The organism is Luteimonas sp. 22616 (assembly GCF_052044325.1).
Lineage (GTDB): Bacteria > Pseudomonadota > Gammaproteobacteria > Xanthomonadales > Xanthomonadaceae > Luteimonas.
Window position 1 is genome coordinate 2,166,530 of sequence record NZ_JBQEMW010000001.1, and the last position, 17,155, is coordinate 2,183,684.

The 17,155-nt window shown below is 68.4% G+C and carries 19 protein-coding genes and 1 tRNA gene; 10 read left to right on the forward strand and 10 right to left on the reverse strand.

All coding sequences use genetic code 11. The features are described 5' to 3' along the window. Window positions 1-88: 88 nt before the first annotated feature. Window positions 89-1,123: an NAD(P)H-dependent flavin oxidoreductase gene (locus ACTJIL_RS10010; RefSeq protein WP_440755368.1), complete on the reverse strand. Its 1,035-nt coding sequence runs from the start codon at window positions 1,121-1,123 to the stop codon at window positions 89-91. A gap of 46 nt (window positions 1,124-1,169) precedes the next feature. Further along, window positions 1,170-1,745: a DUF3228 family protein gene (locus tag ACTJIL_RS10015; protein ID WP_440755369.1), complete on the reverse strand. Its 576-nt coding sequence runs from the start codon at window positions 1,743-1,745 to the stop codon at window positions 1,170-1,172. A 186-nt stretch (window positions 1,746-1,931) separates the two neighbouring features. Between ACTJIL_RS10015 and metF the strand changes: the two genes are divergently transcribed. The 3 genes from metF (at window position 1,932) to ACTJIL_RS10030 (ending at window position 4,493) form a co-directional block, all read left to right on the forward strand. After that, entirely contained in the window at window positions 1,932-2,756 is an 825-nt protein-coding gene (gene metF, locus ACTJIL_RS10020; RefSeq protein WP_440755370.1) for a methylenetetrahydrofolate reductase [NAD(P)H], read from the forward strand. 110 nt (window positions 2,757-2,866) lie between these two features. Further along, window positions 2,867-3,412, forward strand: coding sequence for a hypothetical protein (locus tag ACTJIL_RS10025; protein WP_440755371.1), 546 nt, complete (start codon window positions 2,867-2,869; stop codon window positions 3,410-3,412). A gap of 163 nt (window positions 3,413-3,575) precedes the next feature. Then, window positions 3,576-4,493, forward strand: a complete 918-nt coding sequence (locus tag ACTJIL_RS10030) for a branched-chain amino acid transaminase (protein ID WP_440755372.1) — start codon at window positions 3,576-3,578, stop codon at window positions 4,491-4,493. Window positions 4,494-4,627: 134 nt separating this feature from the next. Here the strand turns inward: ACTJIL_RS10030 and ACTJIL_RS10035 are convergent, their stop codons facing one another. The 7 genes from ACTJIL_RS10035 to ACTJIL_RS10065 all read right to left on the reverse strand — a co-directional run bounded on the left by ACTJIL_RS10035 (window position 4,628) and on the right by ACTJIL_RS10065 (window position 10,839). After that, window positions 4,628-5,962, reverse strand: a complete 1,335-nt coding sequence (locus ACTJIL_RS10035) for a sensor histidine kinase (protein WP_440755899.1) — start codon at window positions 5,960-5,962, stop codon at window positions 4,628-4,630. Continuing rightward, complete coding sequence (locus ACTJIL_RS10040) at window positions 5,949-6,632, reverse strand: response regulator transcription factor (protein ID WP_440755373.1); 684 nt, start codon at window positions 6,630-6,632, stop codon at window positions 5,949-5,951. The genes ACTJIL_RS10035 and ACTJIL_RS10040 overlap by 14 nt, the downstream gene beginning before the upstream one ends. An 8-nt stretch (window positions 6,633-6,640) precedes the next feature. Continuing rightward, window positions 6,641-7,108: a hypothetical protein gene (locus ACTJIL_RS10045; protein WP_440755374.1), complete on the reverse strand. Its 468-nt coding sequence runs from the start codon at window positions 7,106-7,108 to the stop codon at window positions 6,641-6,643. 218 nt (window positions 7,109-7,326) lie between these two features. Further along, the gene (rimK, locus tag ACTJIL_RS10050; protein ID WP_440755375.1) at window positions 7,327-8,256 is read right to left on the reverse strand and encodes a 30S ribosomal protein S6--L-glutamate ligase; all 930 of its coding nucleotides are present in this window, start codon (window positions 8,254-8,256) and stop codon (window positions 7,327-7,329) included. Continuing rightward, complete coding sequence (locus ACTJIL_RS10055; RefSeq protein WP_440755376.1) at window positions 8,253-8,699, reverse strand: ATP-dependent zinc protease family protein; 447 nt, start codon at window positions 8,697-8,699, stop codon at window positions 8,253-8,255. Before ACTJIL_RS10055 ends, rimK begins: the two co-directional genes overlap by 4 nt. Before the next feature lie 90 nt (window positions 8,700-8,789). Then, window positions 8,790-8,863: transfer RNA gene (locus tag ACTJIL_RS10060), tRNA-Gly, on the reverse strand. A 116-nt stretch (window positions 8,864-8,979) separates the two neighbouring features. After that, window positions 8,980-10,839 (reverse strand): autotransporter domain-containing protein, encoded by a 1,860-nt coding sequence (locus tag ACTJIL_RS10065; RefSeq protein WP_440755377.1) that lies wholly within the window; start codon window positions 10,837-10,839, stop codon window positions 8,980-8,982. A gap of 142 nt (window positions 10,840-10,981) precedes the next feature. Between ACTJIL_RS10065 and thiS the strand changes: the two genes are divergently transcribed. The 4 genes from thiS (at window position 10,982) to ACTJIL_RS10085 (ending at window position 15,007) form a co-directional block, all read left to right on the forward strand. After that, complete coding sequence (gene thiS, locus ACTJIL_RS10070; protein ID WP_440755378.1) at window positions 10,982-11,182, forward strand: sulfur carrier protein ThiS; 201 nt, start codon at window positions 10,982-10,984, stop codon at window positions 11,180-11,182. A 131-nt stretch (window positions 11,183-11,313) separates the two neighbouring features. Next, window positions 11,314-12,111: a thiazole synthase gene (locus ACTJIL_RS10075; RefSeq protein ID WP_440755379.1), complete on the forward strand. Its 798-nt coding sequence runs from the start codon at window positions 11,314-11,316 to the stop codon at window positions 12,109-12,111. A gap of 91 nt (window positions 12,112-12,202) precedes the next feature. Beyond that, window positions 12,203-12,961, forward strand: coding sequence for a tRNA (guanosine(46)-N7)-methyltransferase TrmB (gene trmB, locus ACTJIL_RS10080; protein WP_440755380.1), 759 nt, complete (start codon window positions 12,203-12,205; stop codon window positions 12,959-12,961). Window positions 12,962-13,168: 207 nt separating this feature from the next. Continuing rightward, entirely contained in the window at window positions 13,169-15,007 is a 1,839-nt protein-coding gene (locus ACTJIL_RS10085) for an SLC13 family permease (RefSeq protein ID WP_440755381.1), read from the forward strand. A gap of 82 nt (window positions 15,008-15,089) precedes the next feature. Here the strand turns inward: ACTJIL_RS10085 and ACTJIL_RS10090 are convergent, their stop codons facing one another. Further along, window positions 15,090-15,434 carry a Rieske (2Fe-2S) protein gene (locus ACTJIL_RS10090; protein WP_440755382.1) on the reverse strand — a complete coding sequence of 115 codons (345 nt, stop codon included), beginning with the start codon at window positions 15,432-15,434 and terminating at the stop codon, window positions 15,090-15,092. A gap of 83 nt (window positions 15,435-15,517) precedes the next feature. Between ACTJIL_RS10090 and ACTJIL_RS10095 the strand changes: the two genes are divergently transcribed. The 3 genes from ACTJIL_RS10095 to mscL are packed head-to-tail and all read left to right on the forward strand — an operon-like array spanning window position 15,518 to window position 17,037. Next, window positions 15,518-15,811 carry a hypothetical protein gene (locus ACTJIL_RS10095; RefSeq protein WP_440755383.1) on the forward strand — a complete coding sequence of 98 codons (294 nt, stop codon included), beginning with the start codon at window positions 15,518-15,520 and terminating at the stop codon, window positions 15,809-15,811. 58 nt (window positions 15,812-15,869) lie between these two features. Continuing rightward, window positions 15,870-16,595, forward strand: coding sequence for a fumarylacetoacetate hydrolase family protein (locus ACTJIL_RS10100; protein WP_440755384.1), 726 nt, complete (start codon window positions 15,870-15,872; stop codon window positions 16,593-16,595). A gap of 37 nt (window positions 16,596-16,632) precedes the next feature. Continuing rightward, window positions 16,633-17,037 carry a large-conductance mechanosensitive channel protein MscL gene (mscL, locus tag ACTJIL_RS10105; RefSeq protein ID WP_440755385.1) on the forward strand — a complete coding sequence of 135 codons (405 nt, stop codon included), beginning with the start codon at window positions 16,633-16,635 and terminating at the stop codon, window positions 17,035-17,037. The last annotated feature ends 118 nt before the right edge of the window (window positions 17,038-17,155 follow it).

Below are 17,155 nucleotides of genomic sequence, written 5' to 3' on the forward strand. Positions count from 1 at the left end.
GCAGCAGGACAGGAAACGGGCGCCTTCGGGCGCCCGTTTTCGTAGCGGTCCCGGAACTCCTGCCAGCAGCTGGGAGCAGCGATGCGGTTCACGCCATCCCGCCCAGTTCGCGGGTCACGACCTCGGCCGTGCCGCGGTCGCGGCAGGGCGTGGTCCCACTCCACAGTGGCGAGAAATCGTCGCACCCTGCCGCCTCGGCGCGCGTCCGCAGCTGCGCCAGTTCCTGCGCGGCCCATGGGAATGCAGGCGGGAGATCGGACAAGGAACCGAGTTCGCGCATCAGCCGGTTGACGATGCCGCGCGCCGGCCGGCCACTGAACAGGTTGGTAACCGCAGTGGCGCGCGACGATTCGCGCAAGGCCGCGCGATGCACTGCCGAAGTGGTCGCCTCCGGACACAGCAGGTAGGCGGTGCCGACCTGGACCGCGCTCGCACCGGCTTCCAGCATCGCCACCACGTCGCCGCGATCGCCGATGCCGCCCGCGGCCACGACTGGGACATCGAGCGCCTTGCGCAATCGCACGACCAGCGTGCGTGTGTCCGGCTGCAGCGACAGGTCCGGCGACAGGAAATGCCCGCGATGCCCGCCGGCCTCGATGCCCTGCGCGATCACGATGTCGGCGCCGTGCTGCTCCAGCCAGCGCCCTTCCTCGGGCGTGGTCGCCGATGCCAGCACCGTCGCGCCCCAGACCTTGATCCGGCGCAGCAGTGGCGCCGCGGGCAGGCCGAAGTGGAAGCTCAATACCGCTGGGCGGTAACGCTCGAGCAGGTCCACCGTAGCCGCGTCGATCGGGCGCCGGGTGCCCTGCGCGGCCGATGCGTCCGGTGGCGCGACCTCCCATTCGCGGCGATACGGCGCCAATGCTTCGCGCCAGCGCTGCGCCCGGGCCGGATCCGGCTCGCGCATGCGGTGGCAAAAGAAGTTGAGGTTGATCGGCAACTCCAGCGGCGCGAGTCGTTCCAGCAAGTGCTGCAGTGCATCCACGTCGAGCATCGCGCACGGCACCGAGCCAAGCCCGCCAGCGCGCGCAACCGCCAGCGCCAGCACGTCGTCCTGCACGCCGGCCATCGGCGCCTGGATCACCGGTACGCCGAGGCAGCCAAGCGGGCCAGTTAGCGTCATCGCGTCGTCCCGGGAAGGAGATGCGTCAGTGCAGGTCCCGCGCCCCTCACCTCACGCCCCGTGCCGATGGCCGCCAGTTCGCGTTGCGCTCCCAGAAGTCGACGCTGCGCCGGTACGCCCCGCGATCCAGCGGCACGCCCGAGCCGCCCTCCCCCACGCCCAGCGCGTTGCGCATCATCGTGATCGGCGCCATCGGGATCTCCTCGGGCTCCGCGGTGTACAGGCAGCCCACCACGCCCCATTCGGCGTCGATGGCCACGCCCTCCTTCGCCAGCTGTCCACGGCTGTAGAGGATCACGACGAAGTACCCGGCGACGGGTGGCTCCACGCCCTCGAACCAGCGCACCAGCACCGGCAGTTCGTCGCGCGTGCGCGCCTCGTAGGCCGAGCGCAGCAGGTGCCGGTTGTCGTCGGTGATCGGCACGGTCAGGCAACGGGTGGACGTCCAGTTGCGATGCACGTGCAGCTTGCAGAACGGCGCATAGCCATCGAGCACCTTCAGCGGCGGCGACTGGTTGAGGCGTTGTTCGAACGCCTCGGGCGTGCAGTCCTGGATGGTGTTCGCCCGGCGCTCCCCCGGGAACAGGCGCGCGCGGGCGAAGGCGGTCAGGACGATCGACATCAGGTGTTTCCGGGAATCGGCACGGACCGCGAGTCTAGCCAACCGGCGCCGGAGGGACTGCCGGCACCCGGCCCGTGGCCGGCATGGGGCGAAGCCGCCGTTTCCCAAGCCATGTCGCGTGATTAATAACATTCATCGCGATAAAGAGATATTATCCAGCTTCACTACCGCGCCAGGCCCACCGCGATGCTCCCGGTTTCCTTCGAGTTCTACCCGCCCAAGACCGACGAGCAGCGCGCGCAGCTCGACCGCACCGCGAAGAAGCTCAAGGCGCACGCGCCCGAGTACGTGTCCTGCACGTTCGGCGCCGGCGGCTCGACGCTGGACTACACGCCGGAAACCATCAACCGCCTGCACGACGACCACGGCCTCGACGCCGCGCCGCACATCTCCTGCGTGGGCGGCACGCGCGCCGAGCTGGCGGCGCTGCTGCAGCGCTACAGGGCCATGGGCTGCCGGCGCATCGTCGCGCTGCGCGGCGACCTGCCGTCTGGCATGGGCCATCCCGGCGAGTTCCGCTACGCCACCGACCTTGTTGATTTCATCCGCCGCGAATACGACGGCGATTTCCACATCGAGGTCGGCTGCTATCCCGAGACGCACCCGCAGTCGGAACACGCACTGTCCGACCTGAAGCACTTCAAGGCCAAGGTCGACGCCGGCGCCGACGGCGCGATCACGCAGTACTTCTACAACGCCGATGCCTACTTCCACTTCGTCGATTCGGTGCGCAAGCTGGGCGTGACCATCCCGATCGTGCCCGGGATCATGCCGATCTCGAACTTCAGCCAGCTGCGGCGCTTCTCGGAGGCCTGCGGCGCGGAGATTCCGCGCTGGATCGCCAAGCGCATGCAGGCGCACGGCGACGACGTGGACGCCGTCCGCGAGTTCGGCGCCGACATCGTCAGCGCCCTGTGCCGCCGCCTGGTCGACGGCGGGGCGCCTGCGCTGCACTTCTACACGCTCAACCTGGCGAAGCCGACCGAGGCCATCCTCGCGCGGCTCGGCTGATCCCCACGCGGGGATACCCTCACTTCACGCGGGCCGCGCGCGCGGCTAGTCTTTGCAGGATGCGCTGTTCCCGTGTGTCCCTTTTAGCCGCTGCCGCACTTGTCGCCTGCATGCTCTGGCCGCAGCGCGGCGATGCGCAGATCCGACGCTGCACGCGGCCCGATGGCGAGGTGGTGTTCACCGACCGCGCCTGCACCGATGTCGGCGGTGCCGACCGGCCGGCGCCCGCCGTGCACTCGCCGGTCTACGGCGGCAAGGCCTATGCACGCGGCTGTTCGCGCAGCCTGCGCGACCTGATCTTCGAGGTGACCGCGGCGATCGACAGCCGCGACGTCAACCGCCTGGCCGGGGTCTACAACTGGACCGGCATGTCGAACCGCAACGGCTACGCCGTGCTCGGACGGCTGGATGCGATCGCCAACCGGCCACTGGTGGACGTGAGCGCGATCCTGCCCGCGCCGCAGCTCAGCGTCGACGCCGACGGCGACATGACGGTCAGCGGCGCCGTCGATGCCCAGGCCTATCCGGGGGCGACGGTCGTCCGGCGCAGCCCCGTCGCGCTGCGCGTCGAGCAAACCCTCGCCAACGGCTCCACGCCCTCGCGCACCGTGTTCGGGCTGCGTCGCCACATGGGCTGCTGGTGGGTCGTGCTGTAAGCGGCTACGGCACGCGGAAGCAGGGCAGCAGCGGGCGATGACGGCAAGCGCCTACCGCCATCCCCGCTTCGCGCGGATGACAAGCAAAGGCATCGGCGGCGGTCTGTCCCGTCCTCCCTTCCCCCATCTGGCAAAATGACGGTTTCCACCGCGAGCCGCCGACATGCAATACCCCGAATGGATCTGGCAGAACGGCACCATCAAGCCATGGGCCGAGGCGACCACGCACGTCATGTCGCATGCCCTGCACTACGGCTCCTCGGTGTTTGAAGGCATCCGCAGCTACGAGACCCCGCAGGGCCCGGCCATCTTCCGCCTGTCCGACCACAACCGGCGGCTGTTGGCCTCGGCGCGGATCTACGACATGGCGATCCCGTATTCGCTGGACGAGATCAACGCCGCCTGCCGCGCGGTGCTGCAGAAGAACGCGCTGGGCAAGGCCTACTTGCGGCCGGTGGCGTGGCGCGGGCTGGGCGGTTTCGGGCTGTCGGCCGAAACGCCCATCGACGTGGCGGTCGCGGCCTGGCAGATGGGCGCCTATCTCGGTGACGGCGTGCTCGAACAGGGCATCGATGCCTGCGTGTCGAGTTGGCAGCGCTTCGCGCCCAATACGATTCCCGCGGGCGCCAAGGCCGGCGGCAACTATCTTTCGGGCCAGCTGATCGCCCGCGAGGCGCGCCGGCTCGGCTTCGGCGAGGGCATCGCGCTGGCATCGACCGGCCTGCTCAGCGAGGGCGCCGGTGAGAACATCTTTCTGGTCTTCGACGGCGCGCTGCACACCACGCCGGTCAGCGCGGCGCTGCTCAACGGCATCACCCGCAACAGCCTGATCACGCTGGCGCGCGACGCCGGCATCGAGGTGGTCGAGCGCGACATGCCGCGCGAATACCTGTACCTGTGCGACGAGCTGTTCATGTGCGGCACCGCAGCCGAGGTCACGCCGATCCGTTCGATCGACGGCCGCCAGATCGGCGCAGGCAAGGCCGGGCCGGTAACGCGGCAGATGCAGGCGCTGTTCTTTGGCTTGTTCGACGGCAGCACGCCCGACAAGCATGGATGGCTGGAGCCGGCACAGGCCTAGGTTTGTTTCGGCTCTCGCGGTTCGCGGTGCTGCTGAAGGCACCCCTTCTCAACCCTCCCCTGCCTTCGCAGGGGAGGGTGCAGAAAAGCAAAAGCTCGCGGCTGAAGCCGCTCCTACAAGAGTGAAGCTCGCTCCTACGAGGCCGCGTTTGCCGCGGAGAACGTCAGCGTCGCCACGACGCCGCGCTCCTCGCCCGGCACCACGCGCACCTGCCACTCGTACAGCGCGCACAGGCGGCGCACGATCGACAGGCCAATGCCGCCGCCAAGCGAGTGCTCGGCGTGGGTGCCGCGGTAACCGCGCTCGAACAGGCGCGCCGCGTCTTCGGCGGACAGGCCGGGGCCGGAGTCGATGACCTCCACCGCGTCGTCGAGCAGGCGCACGATCACCTCGCCCTGGGTGGTGTACTTGACCGCGTTGCCGATCAGGTTGCCCAGCGCAACGTTGACCGCCGACTCGGGCGCATCGACCACCAGTTCGCGTCCGCCTTCCAGGCGTAGCGCCAGCGGCTTGCCGCCGAGCTGGGTGCGGTGGGCGTCGAGCAGCTGTTCGGCGATGCGCTGGACGTCGGTGGCGCCGTGGCCGCGTTCGTTGCGCGACAGCAGCAGCAGCGCGCTGATCAGGTCCGTGCACTGCTGTTCGGCGCGCTGGATGCGCAGTAGCCGGGCCTGCGTCTTCTCGTCCAGATCCGGTTTCGACAACAGCAGTTCAACCGCCCCCTTCACCACCGCCAGCGGCGTGCGCAGTTCGTGGCTGACGTCGGCGTTGAACTCGCGGTCGCGCTGCACCACATCGGTCAGGCGCGCGGCGTAATCGTCCAGCGCAGACGCGAGCTGGCCGACCTCGTCTTCCGGGAAGTGCAGGGCCAGGGGCTCGGGCTGGGTGCTGTCGCCGGAGGCCTGCAGGCGCCGGGCAAGTTCGGAAACCGGGCTCATGACGCGGGATGCCGCCCACCAGCCAACCAGCAAGGACAACAGCGTGAACACGATCACCGACCCATACAGCGCGCGATTGAACTGCTCCTCGCCGCGCACGGTCTGCGTCATGTCATAAGCGAGAAAGAACCATTCATCCGGCGTCTTGCGCACCGCAAGCTTGTAAGCGAACGAGTTGCCCTCCTCGTCCACGCCGCTGAGATTGTGGATACCGTCCCCGAGTTCGTACCAGTCCGGTTGCTGGACACGCAGCGCCTCGAACCGGTCGCGCTTGACCACGCGTGCGCGAATCTGCTCGACCGGCACCGCAGGATTCTCGCCCGGATTGCTGTAAAAGCGACGCGCGTACTCGTTGATGTTCTTGTTCATCACGTCTTCGACGAGCGCATTCTCGACCCGATTCCGGGTCCAGTTGGTCGCGAACGCGAAAAGCGTCGTCAGCCCGAATCCAAGCAGAACGAATGACAAGATGATGCGGCTGCGCAGCCGCCGTCGATACCGACGCTTGCGCGCCAGGCGCTCAGGCACTCGCATCGGGTGCGGCGATGCGGTATCCGATGCCATGGCGGGTCTGGATCAGCAACACGGGGAATGGCTTGTCGACCACCGCGCGCAGGCCGTGGATGTGGACGCGCAGGGAATCCGAATCCGGCAGTTCCTCGCCCCAGACCCGGGTTTCCAGCTCCTGCCGCGTGACCACCGCCGGCGAAGCCTCCATCAGCGCCTGAAGGATCTTCAGCGCGGTGGGATTGAGCTGCAGCAGCTTGCCGCCGCGACGCACTTCCAGGGTGTCGAGGTTGTACTCGAGGTCGGCCACTTCCAGCACCCGCGTCTGCACGCCGCGGCCGCGCCGCGACAGCGCGTTGAGGCGCACCTCGACTTCCTGCAGCGCGAACGGCTTGATCAGGTAGTCGTCGGCGCCAGAGTCGAAGCCGGCCAGCTTGTTGTCGAGGCTGTCGCGCGCGGTCAGCATCAGCACGGGGGTCTGCTTGCGCGCCTCGTTGCGCAGCTTGCGGCAGACCTCCAGGCCGTCGATGCCCGGCAGGTTGAGGTCGAGCACGATCGCATCGAAGTCGTGCACCACGGCCAGGTGCAGCCCGGTCACGCCGTCGGCGGCGAAGTCCACGGTGTGGCCGCGGTCTTCGAGATAATCGCCGAGGTTGGCGGCGATGTCCTGGTTGTCTTCGATGACGAGGATGCGCATGCGTTTATCTAGAAGCCTTCTTTGGGCAGCTGGTGGGCCGGTGTACGCCTGAGTTCTTCCTGTGCGTGCTCCATCGCGCGACTGCGCGCGGCAACCGTCATGCACTGGTTGCTGGTCATGTGCGAGCCGGTCTTCTTCACCCGCTTGCAGACCAGGCGGCTGTCTTCGCCAGCCTTGGTCAGGATGTTGTTGACCAGTTCCTGGTCGTTGAAGACATCGACCTTCTGCTGTTCCTTGAGCTGGTCCACGCCACCGGACTGGTCAAGCGCCGTGGTGATCCGCGCCAGCGCCGCCTTCACCTTCTCGCGGTCCGCGGGGGCGATCTCGCTGTAGGTTTCGCCGTCGCCAAGTTCCTTGAGGATGTTCTCGCGCTGCGCCTGGAACCCGTTGTCGACATCCACGCGCGTACCCGTGTCGGCCGCCGCCGCGCTACCGGCAGACAGCATCAGCGCCGCAAGCAATATCCCCCTGAACATAGATTGTGTCCTTTGTCTGGTTTGGCGCGTGGCCGTTGGGTGGCTTCGGAGTCTGGCACAAAACAAAAGGCCCAAGCGAGATGGTCGCTTGGGCCGAAAAGGTACTGCCCCGATAACCGTAATCCGCCGACTGACCTGATGGAGTGCTGGAGAGAGCGCGCGATTCCGGTCCGGGAAACGTTACGACCGGAACGGTTAGTCGGTCGTTAAACGAGAGGTTATTTTTTCATTAAGGCGGCACGAGGGCGCGATTTCGCCCTTCGCGCGGGCAGTGCGGGGGCCCCGGCCGCGACGTGGTCGATGATGCGACCGGCGATGTCCACGCCGGTGGCCTGCTCGATCCCCTCCAGGCCCGGCGACGAGTTGACCTCCAGCACCAGCGGCCCCCGGTGGGAGCGGATCAAGTCCACCCCGGCGATTCCCAACCCCAGCACCTGCGCGGCGCGCACGGCCACCGCCTGCTCGGCGGCGCTTGCGCGGACGGCCTTGCCGATGCCGCCACGGTGCAGGTTGGAACGGAAATCCCCCTGCGGCGCCTGCCGGCGCATCGCCGCGACCACCCGGTCGCCGACCACGAAGCAGCGCAGGTCCGCGCCCTTCGCTTCCTCGATGAATTCCTGCACCAGGAAAGTGGCGTAGAGCCCGCGCAGGGTCTCGATCACGCTGCGCGAGGCCGAGAGCTTCTCGGTCAGCATCACCCCGCTACCCTGGGTGCCTTCGTTGAGCTTGATCACGTGCGGCGGCGGGCCGAGCATCGCCAGCAGGTCGCCGGTGTCGTCCGGGTTGTCGCCGAACACCGTCACCGGCAGGCCGATGCCCTGCGCCGCCAGCACCTGGTGGCAGCGCAGCTTGTCGCGCGCCCGCGCGATCGCCACCGATGGATTGGGCGTGAAGCTGCCCATCAGCTCGAACTGGTGCAGCACCGCGTTGCCGTAGCGCGTGATCGAGGCACCGATGCGCGGAATGACGGCGTTGTAGCCGGCAATCGGCCGGCCCTTGTAGCGCATGTCGAAGCCTTCGACGCTGATGCGCATGTAGCAGCGCAGCGGATCGAGCACGCGCACGCTGTGGTGGCGCTCGCGCGCGGCCTCGACCAGACGCCGGGTCGAATACAGCTTGCTGTTGCGCGAAAGGATGGCGAGCTTCATGCGGGGGGCCCGGGTTGGTATCGCGGCGGCTTGCCGTGGAGCGAGGATCGTGCGGGGTCGACCGTGAACGCACCTGCGATGGCAGTGCGGCCGAGCAGCATCGGGAACAGCATGTTGCGGCGATCTGTCAGGTTGATTTCAATCTCGCGCTCCATCCCGGCCAGCCACAGCCGGGTGGCGAGGAAGACCCGCCTTGTGCGCCGCCCGCCGGAGTCGACCACGTCGCGCTCGTCCAGGATCGGTGCGCAGGCCTCCACGACCGCGTGGCTCGCGCGTGCCGGGGTGATGCGGAAGCCCACCCACGGCGCCCCGGCCTCGCTGAACCGCCATTGCGCGTCCACGTGCAGCGCCGAGGTGCGGGCGCCGGTGTCCACCTTGGCCCGCAACCGCGCGATGCCGAGCGTTGGCAAGGCCACCCACTCGCGCCAGCCCAGCTCGACCATCGTTCGCCCTTCCCGCGCGCCAATGCACGCCATCAAGACATGCCATCAAAAAACGGCGGCCCGCCCATTGGGCGCGCCGCCGTCGGAACCTGGAGCGGGTGAAGGGAATCGAACCCTCGTCAGTAGCTTGGGAAGCTACAGCTCTACCATTGAGCTACACCCGCAGGGGCGCCAGTCTATGCCCGCCGCGCGCGCCGTGGCAATCCATGCCGCGCAAGCCGGCCCGGCAAAACGAAGGGCCCGCGTGGGGCCCTTCGACATACCACATGACGCCGTTGCGTCAGAAGCTGCTGCCCACCGTGGCGAACACGGTGGCGTTGTTGCCGCCGCCCTGCTGCACGGTGGCGATGGCGCCGACGTTGGCATCCAGGCCGAGCAGGCGGGTGCGCGCACCGATCACGATGGAGGTGTAGTTGCGGTCGTACGACAGCCCCGGCACCGCGTATTCCAGCGAGCCCGGCAGCGACTGCGCACTGGCGAAGACCTGCTTGTCGCCTTCCTCGAACTCGTGGTCGTAGGTGAGCTTCGCGTACGGCACGAGGTGGTCGTTGATCGCGTAGCTGGCCTGCCAGCCGACGCTGCCGATCAGCGAGTCGAAGCTCTGGTCGGCGTAGGCCAGCGACGAGGACAGCGCAGACTGGCTTTCCTTGTAGCCGTCGACGTCGATCTGCTGCGAGACCACGCTCAGCACCGGGCCGTGCTGCAGCGCGCCGCTGCCGAAGTTCCAGCCGGCGTTGATCGCGGCGGTGATGTTGTCGCCGTCCGCCGAGCCGGTGTGCACGCGGGTGGCCTGGCCGAGCTGGAGCTTGCGGTCCACGTCGAAGCTCAGCTGCGAATAGCTCAGCTGGCCGTTGACCCAGGCGCCGCCTTCGCCGTACCAGCCGATGAAGCCGCCGAGGGTGGCGTCGGACTGCTCGAACTTGCCGGTGTTGCGACCGAAGTCGATGCGACCGCGGCCGTAGCCGGCGAAACCGCCGAACACCAGGTTGCCGCTGGTCCAGTCGACGCCACCGGCCAGCGCCGGGATCACGCCGTCGTAGTGGTCGCCGCTGCCGTAGCGCTGGAAGTCGCCGCGCAGATTGGTCCACCAGCGCATGCCGTCGGATTCCGATGCGCCGGACACGTGCGAGCCGACGATGTCGGCGCGCGCGCGGCCAGTGGTCGCGGCCGAACGCGGCAGCACCGCGATCTGGCGCGGCGCCTCGAGCATGTTGACTGCGAGCTGGCTGATGATCTGGTGCGCGCCCGCGCTCGGGTGCACGCCGTCGGCGAACAGGTAGCTGCCCTGCACGTTTGGATCCACGTACGACGCCGGGTTGCAGAACAGCGACGAATCGCCCGCCGGGGCCGGCTGCATGCCGCAACCGGCGTCGGTCACGTTGACCAGGCCATAGGCGGATGGATCGGCAACGACTTCCTGCAGGAAGTGGAAGGTGTCGACCGGGATCACCTTCAGGCCGTTGCTTGCCAGGCCGCCGAACAACGCGTTGTTGTAGGCCGTCGCCAGCGCGGTGCCCTGGCCCATCGCGGCCGCGCCACCGGCGCGCGAGGCCGGGGTCAGGCCGATGTCGGGAATGGTCGGCACCAGCACGTACTGTGCACCGGCCGCCTGCAGCGTGCCGACGATGCCGATCTGCGCGGTGACCGCGCCGCCGATGATCGCCTGCGCCTGCGAAGGATCCGCCGCCACGGCGAACAGGTCGTTGGCGCCGCCCCACACGGTGTACAGCGCATTCGGATCGGCCTTGCCGCCGTTGGAAGCCAGGTAACGGTTCATCTGCGTGGCCAGCGACGGGATCGGGCCGAGGCCGCCGTTGACGTCGATGCCCACGCGTGCGCCGCCGGCTGCATAGTTGTCGCCGGTCTGGCCGTTGCCGTTGGGCGAGGCATCGGTGCCGTAATAGTCGGCCAGGTATTCCGACCAGACCAGGCCGGGATTGGTGGTGAACTTGCCGATCAGCGCGCCGGAGGGGCCGACCACCTGCAGCAGCACGGGACGGAAATAGCCGCTGTCGGTGAGGCTGTCACCGAAGAACACGGTGTTGCTGTAAGGGCTGCTGCCCTGCGCGAAGACCGGCGCGGCGGCGAGCGCCAGCGCGGCGGCAAGGGTGTGACGGACGGGACGGGACAGCAACGCCATGTGCGGAATCTCCTTGGGAACGGGGCCGCCGGCGGCATACGCAGGCGGATGGTGGCGCATGGTTCCACGAACGCCGGATGCGCTCAAGGTGCGCCGCCGCATCGCGGGTGCAGGCACCGCGGCAAGCGGCCACAATACGCGCATGGACATCCTGCTCAATGGCGAACCCCTGCCCCTGCCCGAACACACCACCCTGGCCGCCCTGCTCGAAGCCCAGCACTTGGCGCAGCGACGCGTCGCGGTCGAGATCAACGGCGAGATCGTGCCCCGCAGCCGTCACGCCGATCATGTGCTGAACGCGGGCGACCAGGTGGAGATCGTGCATGCGTTGGGGGGTGGGTAAGCGGTGCGGGGATGACGACGACAGTGTCCCTTTCCTTTCGCCATCTGCCGCGTTCGCGAACCCCCACCCCGCGCTGACTCGCCCGCCGCGAAAATCCTGAATCGCCCACGCACTTGCGCGATAATCCGGCGATGGATACCCAAGCGCACCACGGCGACGCACTGGTCGTTGCCGGCAAGACCTATCGCTCACGCCTGCTGACCGGCACCGGCAAGTTCAAGGATCTCGACGAAACCCGCGCCGCCACCGAGGCCGCGGGCTCCGAGATCGTCACCGTCGCCATCCGTCGCAGCAACATCGGCCAGAACCCGGGCGAGCCCAACCTGCTCGACGTGCTGCCGCCGGATCGCTACACCATCCTGCCCAATACCGCCGGCTGCTACACCGCCGACGACGCGGTGCGTACCTGCCGCCTGGCGCGCGAACTGCTCGACGGCCACACGCTGGTCAAGCTCGAGGTGCTGGGCGACCAGAAGACGCTGTTCCCGGACGTGGTGCAGACGCTGAAGGCCGCCGAACAACTGGTCGCCGACGGCTTCGACGTGATGGTCTACACCTCCGACGACCCGATCCTGTGCAAGCGGCTGGAAGAGATCGGCTGCGTGGCGGTGATGCCACTGGCCGCACCGATCGGCTCGGGCCTGGGCATCCAGAACAAGTGGAACCTGGTCGAGATCGTCGAGAACGCGAAGGTGCCGATCATCGTCGATGCCGGCGTCGGTACCGCCTCCGACGCCGCGATCGCGATGGAGCTGGGCTGCGACGGCGTGTTGATGAACACCGCTATCGCCGGGGCGAAGGATCCGGTGCTGATGGCCCACGCGATGAAGCTGGCGATCGAGGCCGGGCGCGCGGCGTTCCGCGCCGGGCGCATCCCGCGCAAGCGCTACGCCAGCGCGTCGAGTCCCGTGGAAGGATTGATCGGATGACGGTCGCGGTGGGAGCGGCCGCGGCCGCGATGGCAGGCCGGGGCTGGTCCATCGCGGCCATGGCCGCCCCCACCAGGGAGACCGGGGCACGATGACCGACCCGTTCTCCAGCGACGGCGCCAAGGCCCCGCCAAAACCGTTCACCGTCGAGGAAGGCCGCCGCCGCGTACGCAGCTTTGTGCTGCGGCAGGGCCGGTTCACGCCGGCGCAGCAGCGCGCGTTCGACGCGCTGTGGCCGCGCTTCGGCCTCGACTTCATGCCGCCCGGAAGCAGCGACCCGCCGCGCGATTTCGACGCGGTGTTCGGCCGCAAGGCCAGGCGCGTGCTGGAAATCGGTTTCGGCAATGGCGAGGCGCTGCGCTTCGCGGCGGCGCGCGACCGCGAGCGCGACTACATCGGCATCGAGGTCCACGCCCCGGGCGTCGGCCGCCTGCTCAACGCGCTGGCCGAGGACGGCAGCGACCACGTGCGCCTCTATCACCACGACGCGGTCGAGGTGCTGGAACACGAGATCGCCGACGGCGCGCTGGACGAAATCCGCATCTACTTCCCCGATCCGTGGCACAAGAAGCGCCACAACAAGCGTCGCCTGCTGCAGCCGGCATTCGCCGCGCTGCTGGTGAAGAAGCTCGCCGCCGACGGCCGCCTGCACCTGGCCACCGACTGGCAGGACTACGCCGAGCAGATGTGGGACGTGCTCGACGCCACCCCGGGGCTGCGCAACCGCGCCGGCCCGCGCGGCCACGTGCCGCGGCCCGACTGGCGACCGCAAACCCACTTCGAAACCCGCGGCCAGCGGCTGGGACACGGCGTGTGGGATCTGTTGTATGACAGGATCGGTGATGCGTGACCCAAAGAGGAGCACGGCCACGACCACGGATGTCATCCCAAGCGAACGGTTGTCATCCCGAGCGAAGCGAGGGATCTTCATTGCGCAGGTGACAGATCCCTCGCTTCGCTCGGGATGACATCCAGAAAACACCGGGGCTTTCGAATCACCCGTCCCCACCCATCCACCAGCCAATCCCGAAGACCGAACCTCCGATCCCGCCCCTGAATGGACACTGCCCTCACCCTCACCACCGACATGGCCCTCGTGCTGGGCCTGGTCGTGCTGACGATGGTGCTGTTCCTGTTCGAGCGCGTGCGCGCCGACGTGGTGGCGCTGGTGGTGCTGGTGATGCTCGGCCTGACCGGGCTGGTCGCGCCGGAGGACATCTTCAACGGCTTCTCGTCGGACGCGGTGATGAACGTGATCGCGACGATGATCCTGGGCATGGGCCTGGACCGCACCGGCGCGCTCAACCGCCTTGCGAGCTGGCTGCTGCGGCGCTCCAACGGCGTCGAGCAGCGCCTGCTGCTGCTGTCGTCGGCGATCGCCGGCCTCAATTCGTCGATCATGCAGAACACGTCGGTGACGGCGCTGTACCTGCCGATCGTCTCGCGCCTGTCGGCGCGCACCGGCGTGAGCCTGTCGCGGCTGCTGATGCCGGTCTCGGCCGCGATCATCATGGGCGGCGGCCTGACCATGGTCGGCAACTCGCCGCTGATCCTGCTCAACGACCTGCTGGTCGCGGCCAACGCCAACCTGCCCTCCGGCGTGGGCACGCTGGAACCGCTGCGCATGTTCGCACCCGCACCGATCGGCCTTGTGCTGCTGCTTGCGGCGCTGGCCTACTTCCACTTCTTCGGCAACCGGCAGCTGCGCGACGACACCGACAAGGGCGTGACCCCGGCGCGCACGCAGAGCTATTTCGCCAAGTCCTACGGGATCGAGGGCGAGGTGTTCGAGCTCACCGTCAGCGCCGACAGCCCGCTGGTGGGCATGGCGCTGGGCGAGGCCGAGGCGCTGCACGGCGCACCGCTGCTGCTGGCGCTGAAGACCGGCAACGAGTCGCGGCTGGCGCCGCCGGGCGACGCGCGGATCTGGGTGGGCAGCGTGCTCGGCGCGATGGGCGCGCGGCAGCAGGTCGCGGATTTCGCCCAGAACCAGTTCCTGCGCATGAGTACGCGGCTGCGCGAGTTCGGCGACCTGTTCAACCCCAGCCGCGCCGGCATCTCCGAGGCGGTGGTGCCGCCGACCTCCAAGTTCATCGGCAAGACCCCGGCCGACCTGCACCTGCGCAAGAGCTACGGCATCAGCCTGCTGGCGATCAACCGCGACAAGGACGTGCTGCGCGAGAATGCGCGCAACGTGCCGCTGCGCGCCGGCGACATGCTGGTGCTGCACAGCATCTGGCAGGACCTGGCGCAGACCGCGGCCAACCGCGACTTCGTCGTGGTCACCGACTATCCCAAGGGCGAACAGCGCCCGCACAAGTTCAAGATCGCGATGGTGATCTTCGCGGTGACGATGCTGATCGCGCTGTCGTCCAAGATCCCGACCTCGATCGCATTGATGGCCGGCGTCGCCGGCATGCTGGTCAGCGGCGTGCTGAAGATGGACGAGGCCTACGCGGCGATCAACTGGAAGACGGTGTTCCTGATGGCCTGCCTGATCCCGCTGGGCTGGGCGATGGATTCGAGCGGCGCGGCGGCGTGGGTGGCCGGGCACAGCATCGAGCGTCTGCCCGACGGCCTGCCGGTGTGGCTGATCCAGCTGGCGCTGGCGCTGCTGACCACGCTGTTCTCGCTGGTGATCAGCCATGTCGGCGCGACCATCGTGATGGTGCCGCTGGCGATCAACCTGGCGTTGGCGGTCGGTGGCAACCCGACGGCGTTCGCGCTGATCGTGGCGCTGTCGGCCTCCAACAACTTCATGACCGCGTCGAATCCGTCGATCTCGATGATCACCGGCCCCGCCGGCTACACCGCGCGCGACATGTGGCGCGTGGGCGGACCGCTGTCGCTGATCTACACCACGATCGTCGTGCTGATGGTCAACCTGATGTTCTAGCGTCGCGTCGGCTTTGTGGGAGCGGCTCCAGCCGCGCGCTTTTGATCCTGGCAGGCGCAGGTGTCGGGGGCGTCGCCCCGACCTACGGGGAGTCGAGGACGACGTCGCCGTCGCGCACCGCCACCGCGACCGGGCGCAGCGACTCGCCTCGGCAGGGGCCGGCCACGCAGACGCCGCCGGACAGTTCGAACGTCGCCCCGTGCACGGCGCAGACCAGGTGGCCTTCGCGGCTCTTGAGGAACTGGCCCGGCGCCCAGTCCAGCCGGCGTCCGGCGTGCGGACAGATGTTGAGCCAGGCGCGGATGCTGTCGCCGTCGCGATGGAGGATCAGCGATTCGGCATCGCCTTCGATCATGGCTTCGGCTTCCGCGAACCCGCCGTCTTCGATCTGCGAGAACGCGGCGAGCCGGGGGCTGTCTTCACCCATGCTTAACAAACTCCTTACATCTTCACGCATTGCCCGGCCGATACTCCGTCACCTGTTCACCATCGTAACGTCACGACCGCATCATGTCCGACCGCCTGTTCCGCTCCTTCCAGACCCGTTTCTCCAGTGTCGGCCTGTCGGCGATGTTCGCGCCGCGCAAGCCGCGGCATCCGCTGCTGCGCGTGCTGCTGGGCGTGATTGGCGTGCTGCTGCTGGCAGTGCTGCTTGTGGTCGGCCTGGTGGTGGGCACGGCGATGCTGGCCGGCGGCTTGCTGGTGCGGTTGTTGCGCCAGCGCGGCAAGCCGATGACCACGCCCAGCCGCGTGGTCGACGGCGAATACCACGTCGTGAAGCCCGGCCAGCCACTGCTGCGCTGAACACGTCCGTGGCCGCGGCGACGTGCCGCAGGCCTGCCACATCCGTTTCGGAACACCCATGACCGACGCTTCCCGCGATGTCGTCCCCGCCCTGCCGTGTCCGCGCGTGCCGGTCCGCGGCGGCGGCAGCTTCCCGGTGCACCGGATCTACTGCGTCGGCCGCAACTTCGCCGACCACGCCCGCGAGATGGGCGCAGCCGCGCCCGCGTCGAAGGCCGAGCGCGGGCAGCCGGTGTTCTTCCTCAAGCCGGCCGATGCCATCGTCACCGGCGGCGAGGCCGCCTATCCGCCCGGTACCGCCGACCTGCAGCACGAGATCGAACTGGTCGTCGCGCTGGGCCGTGACGCACCGCCGGGTGTGCTCGACCGCGACGCGGCCCAGTCCCTCGTCTTCGGCTATGGCCTCGGCCTGGACCTGACCCGCCGCGACCTGCAGTCCGCGGCCAAGGCCAAGAGCCTGCCCTGGGACACCGGCAAGGCCTTCGACCAGTCGGCCCCGGTCAGCGAACTGTTGCCAGCCGGCATGGTCGGCGAACTGGCTCCGCGCACGCTGTCGCTCACCGTCAATGGCGCGCTGCGGCAGCAGTCGCGCCTGGACCAGTTGATCTGGGATGTCCCCGACATCCTGAATGCGCTTTCCACGCTCTACGCCCTGCGCGCCGGCGACCTGGTCTTCATGGGCACGCCGGCCGGCGTCGCCCCGCTGCAGCCCGGCGATACCTGCGTGGGCCGGCTCGACGACCTGCTCGAACTGCATTGCCGCATCGCCCCACCGCGCGTGTAGGCTAGGGCTCCCACCACTGCAAGCGAGGGAAGAGCACATGGGCATGATGAGTGAGTTCAAGGAATTCGCGATGCGCGGCAGCGTCGTCGACCTCGCGGTCGGTGTCGTGATCGGCGCGGCCTTCGGCAAGATCGTCACCGCGCTGGTCGACAAGGTCATCATGCCGCCGATCGGGCTGCTGATCGGGGGTGTCGACTTCTCGAAGTGGGTCATCACGCTGAAGCAGGCCACGGTGGATGCGGCCGGCGAGGCGGTGCCTGCGGTGGTCATCGGCATCGGCGAGTTCCTCAACGCGGTGATCCAGTTCGCCATCCTCGCGTTCGCGATCTTCCTGGTGGTCAAGGCGATCAACCGCATGAACAAGAAGGAAGAGGCGGCCCCGGCCGCGCCGGCGGAAGACGTGCTGCTGCTGCGCGAGATCCGCGATTCGCTGAAGCGCTAGGGCTGTCAACGCCTTGATGCGACCGCCGCCACGCGCGGCATGACTTGTGCCACAGGCCACGAAGCCGCGAGGGCTGCCACCCTCGCGGCTTCGCCTTTTTCTGGCGCATGCCGGCGCT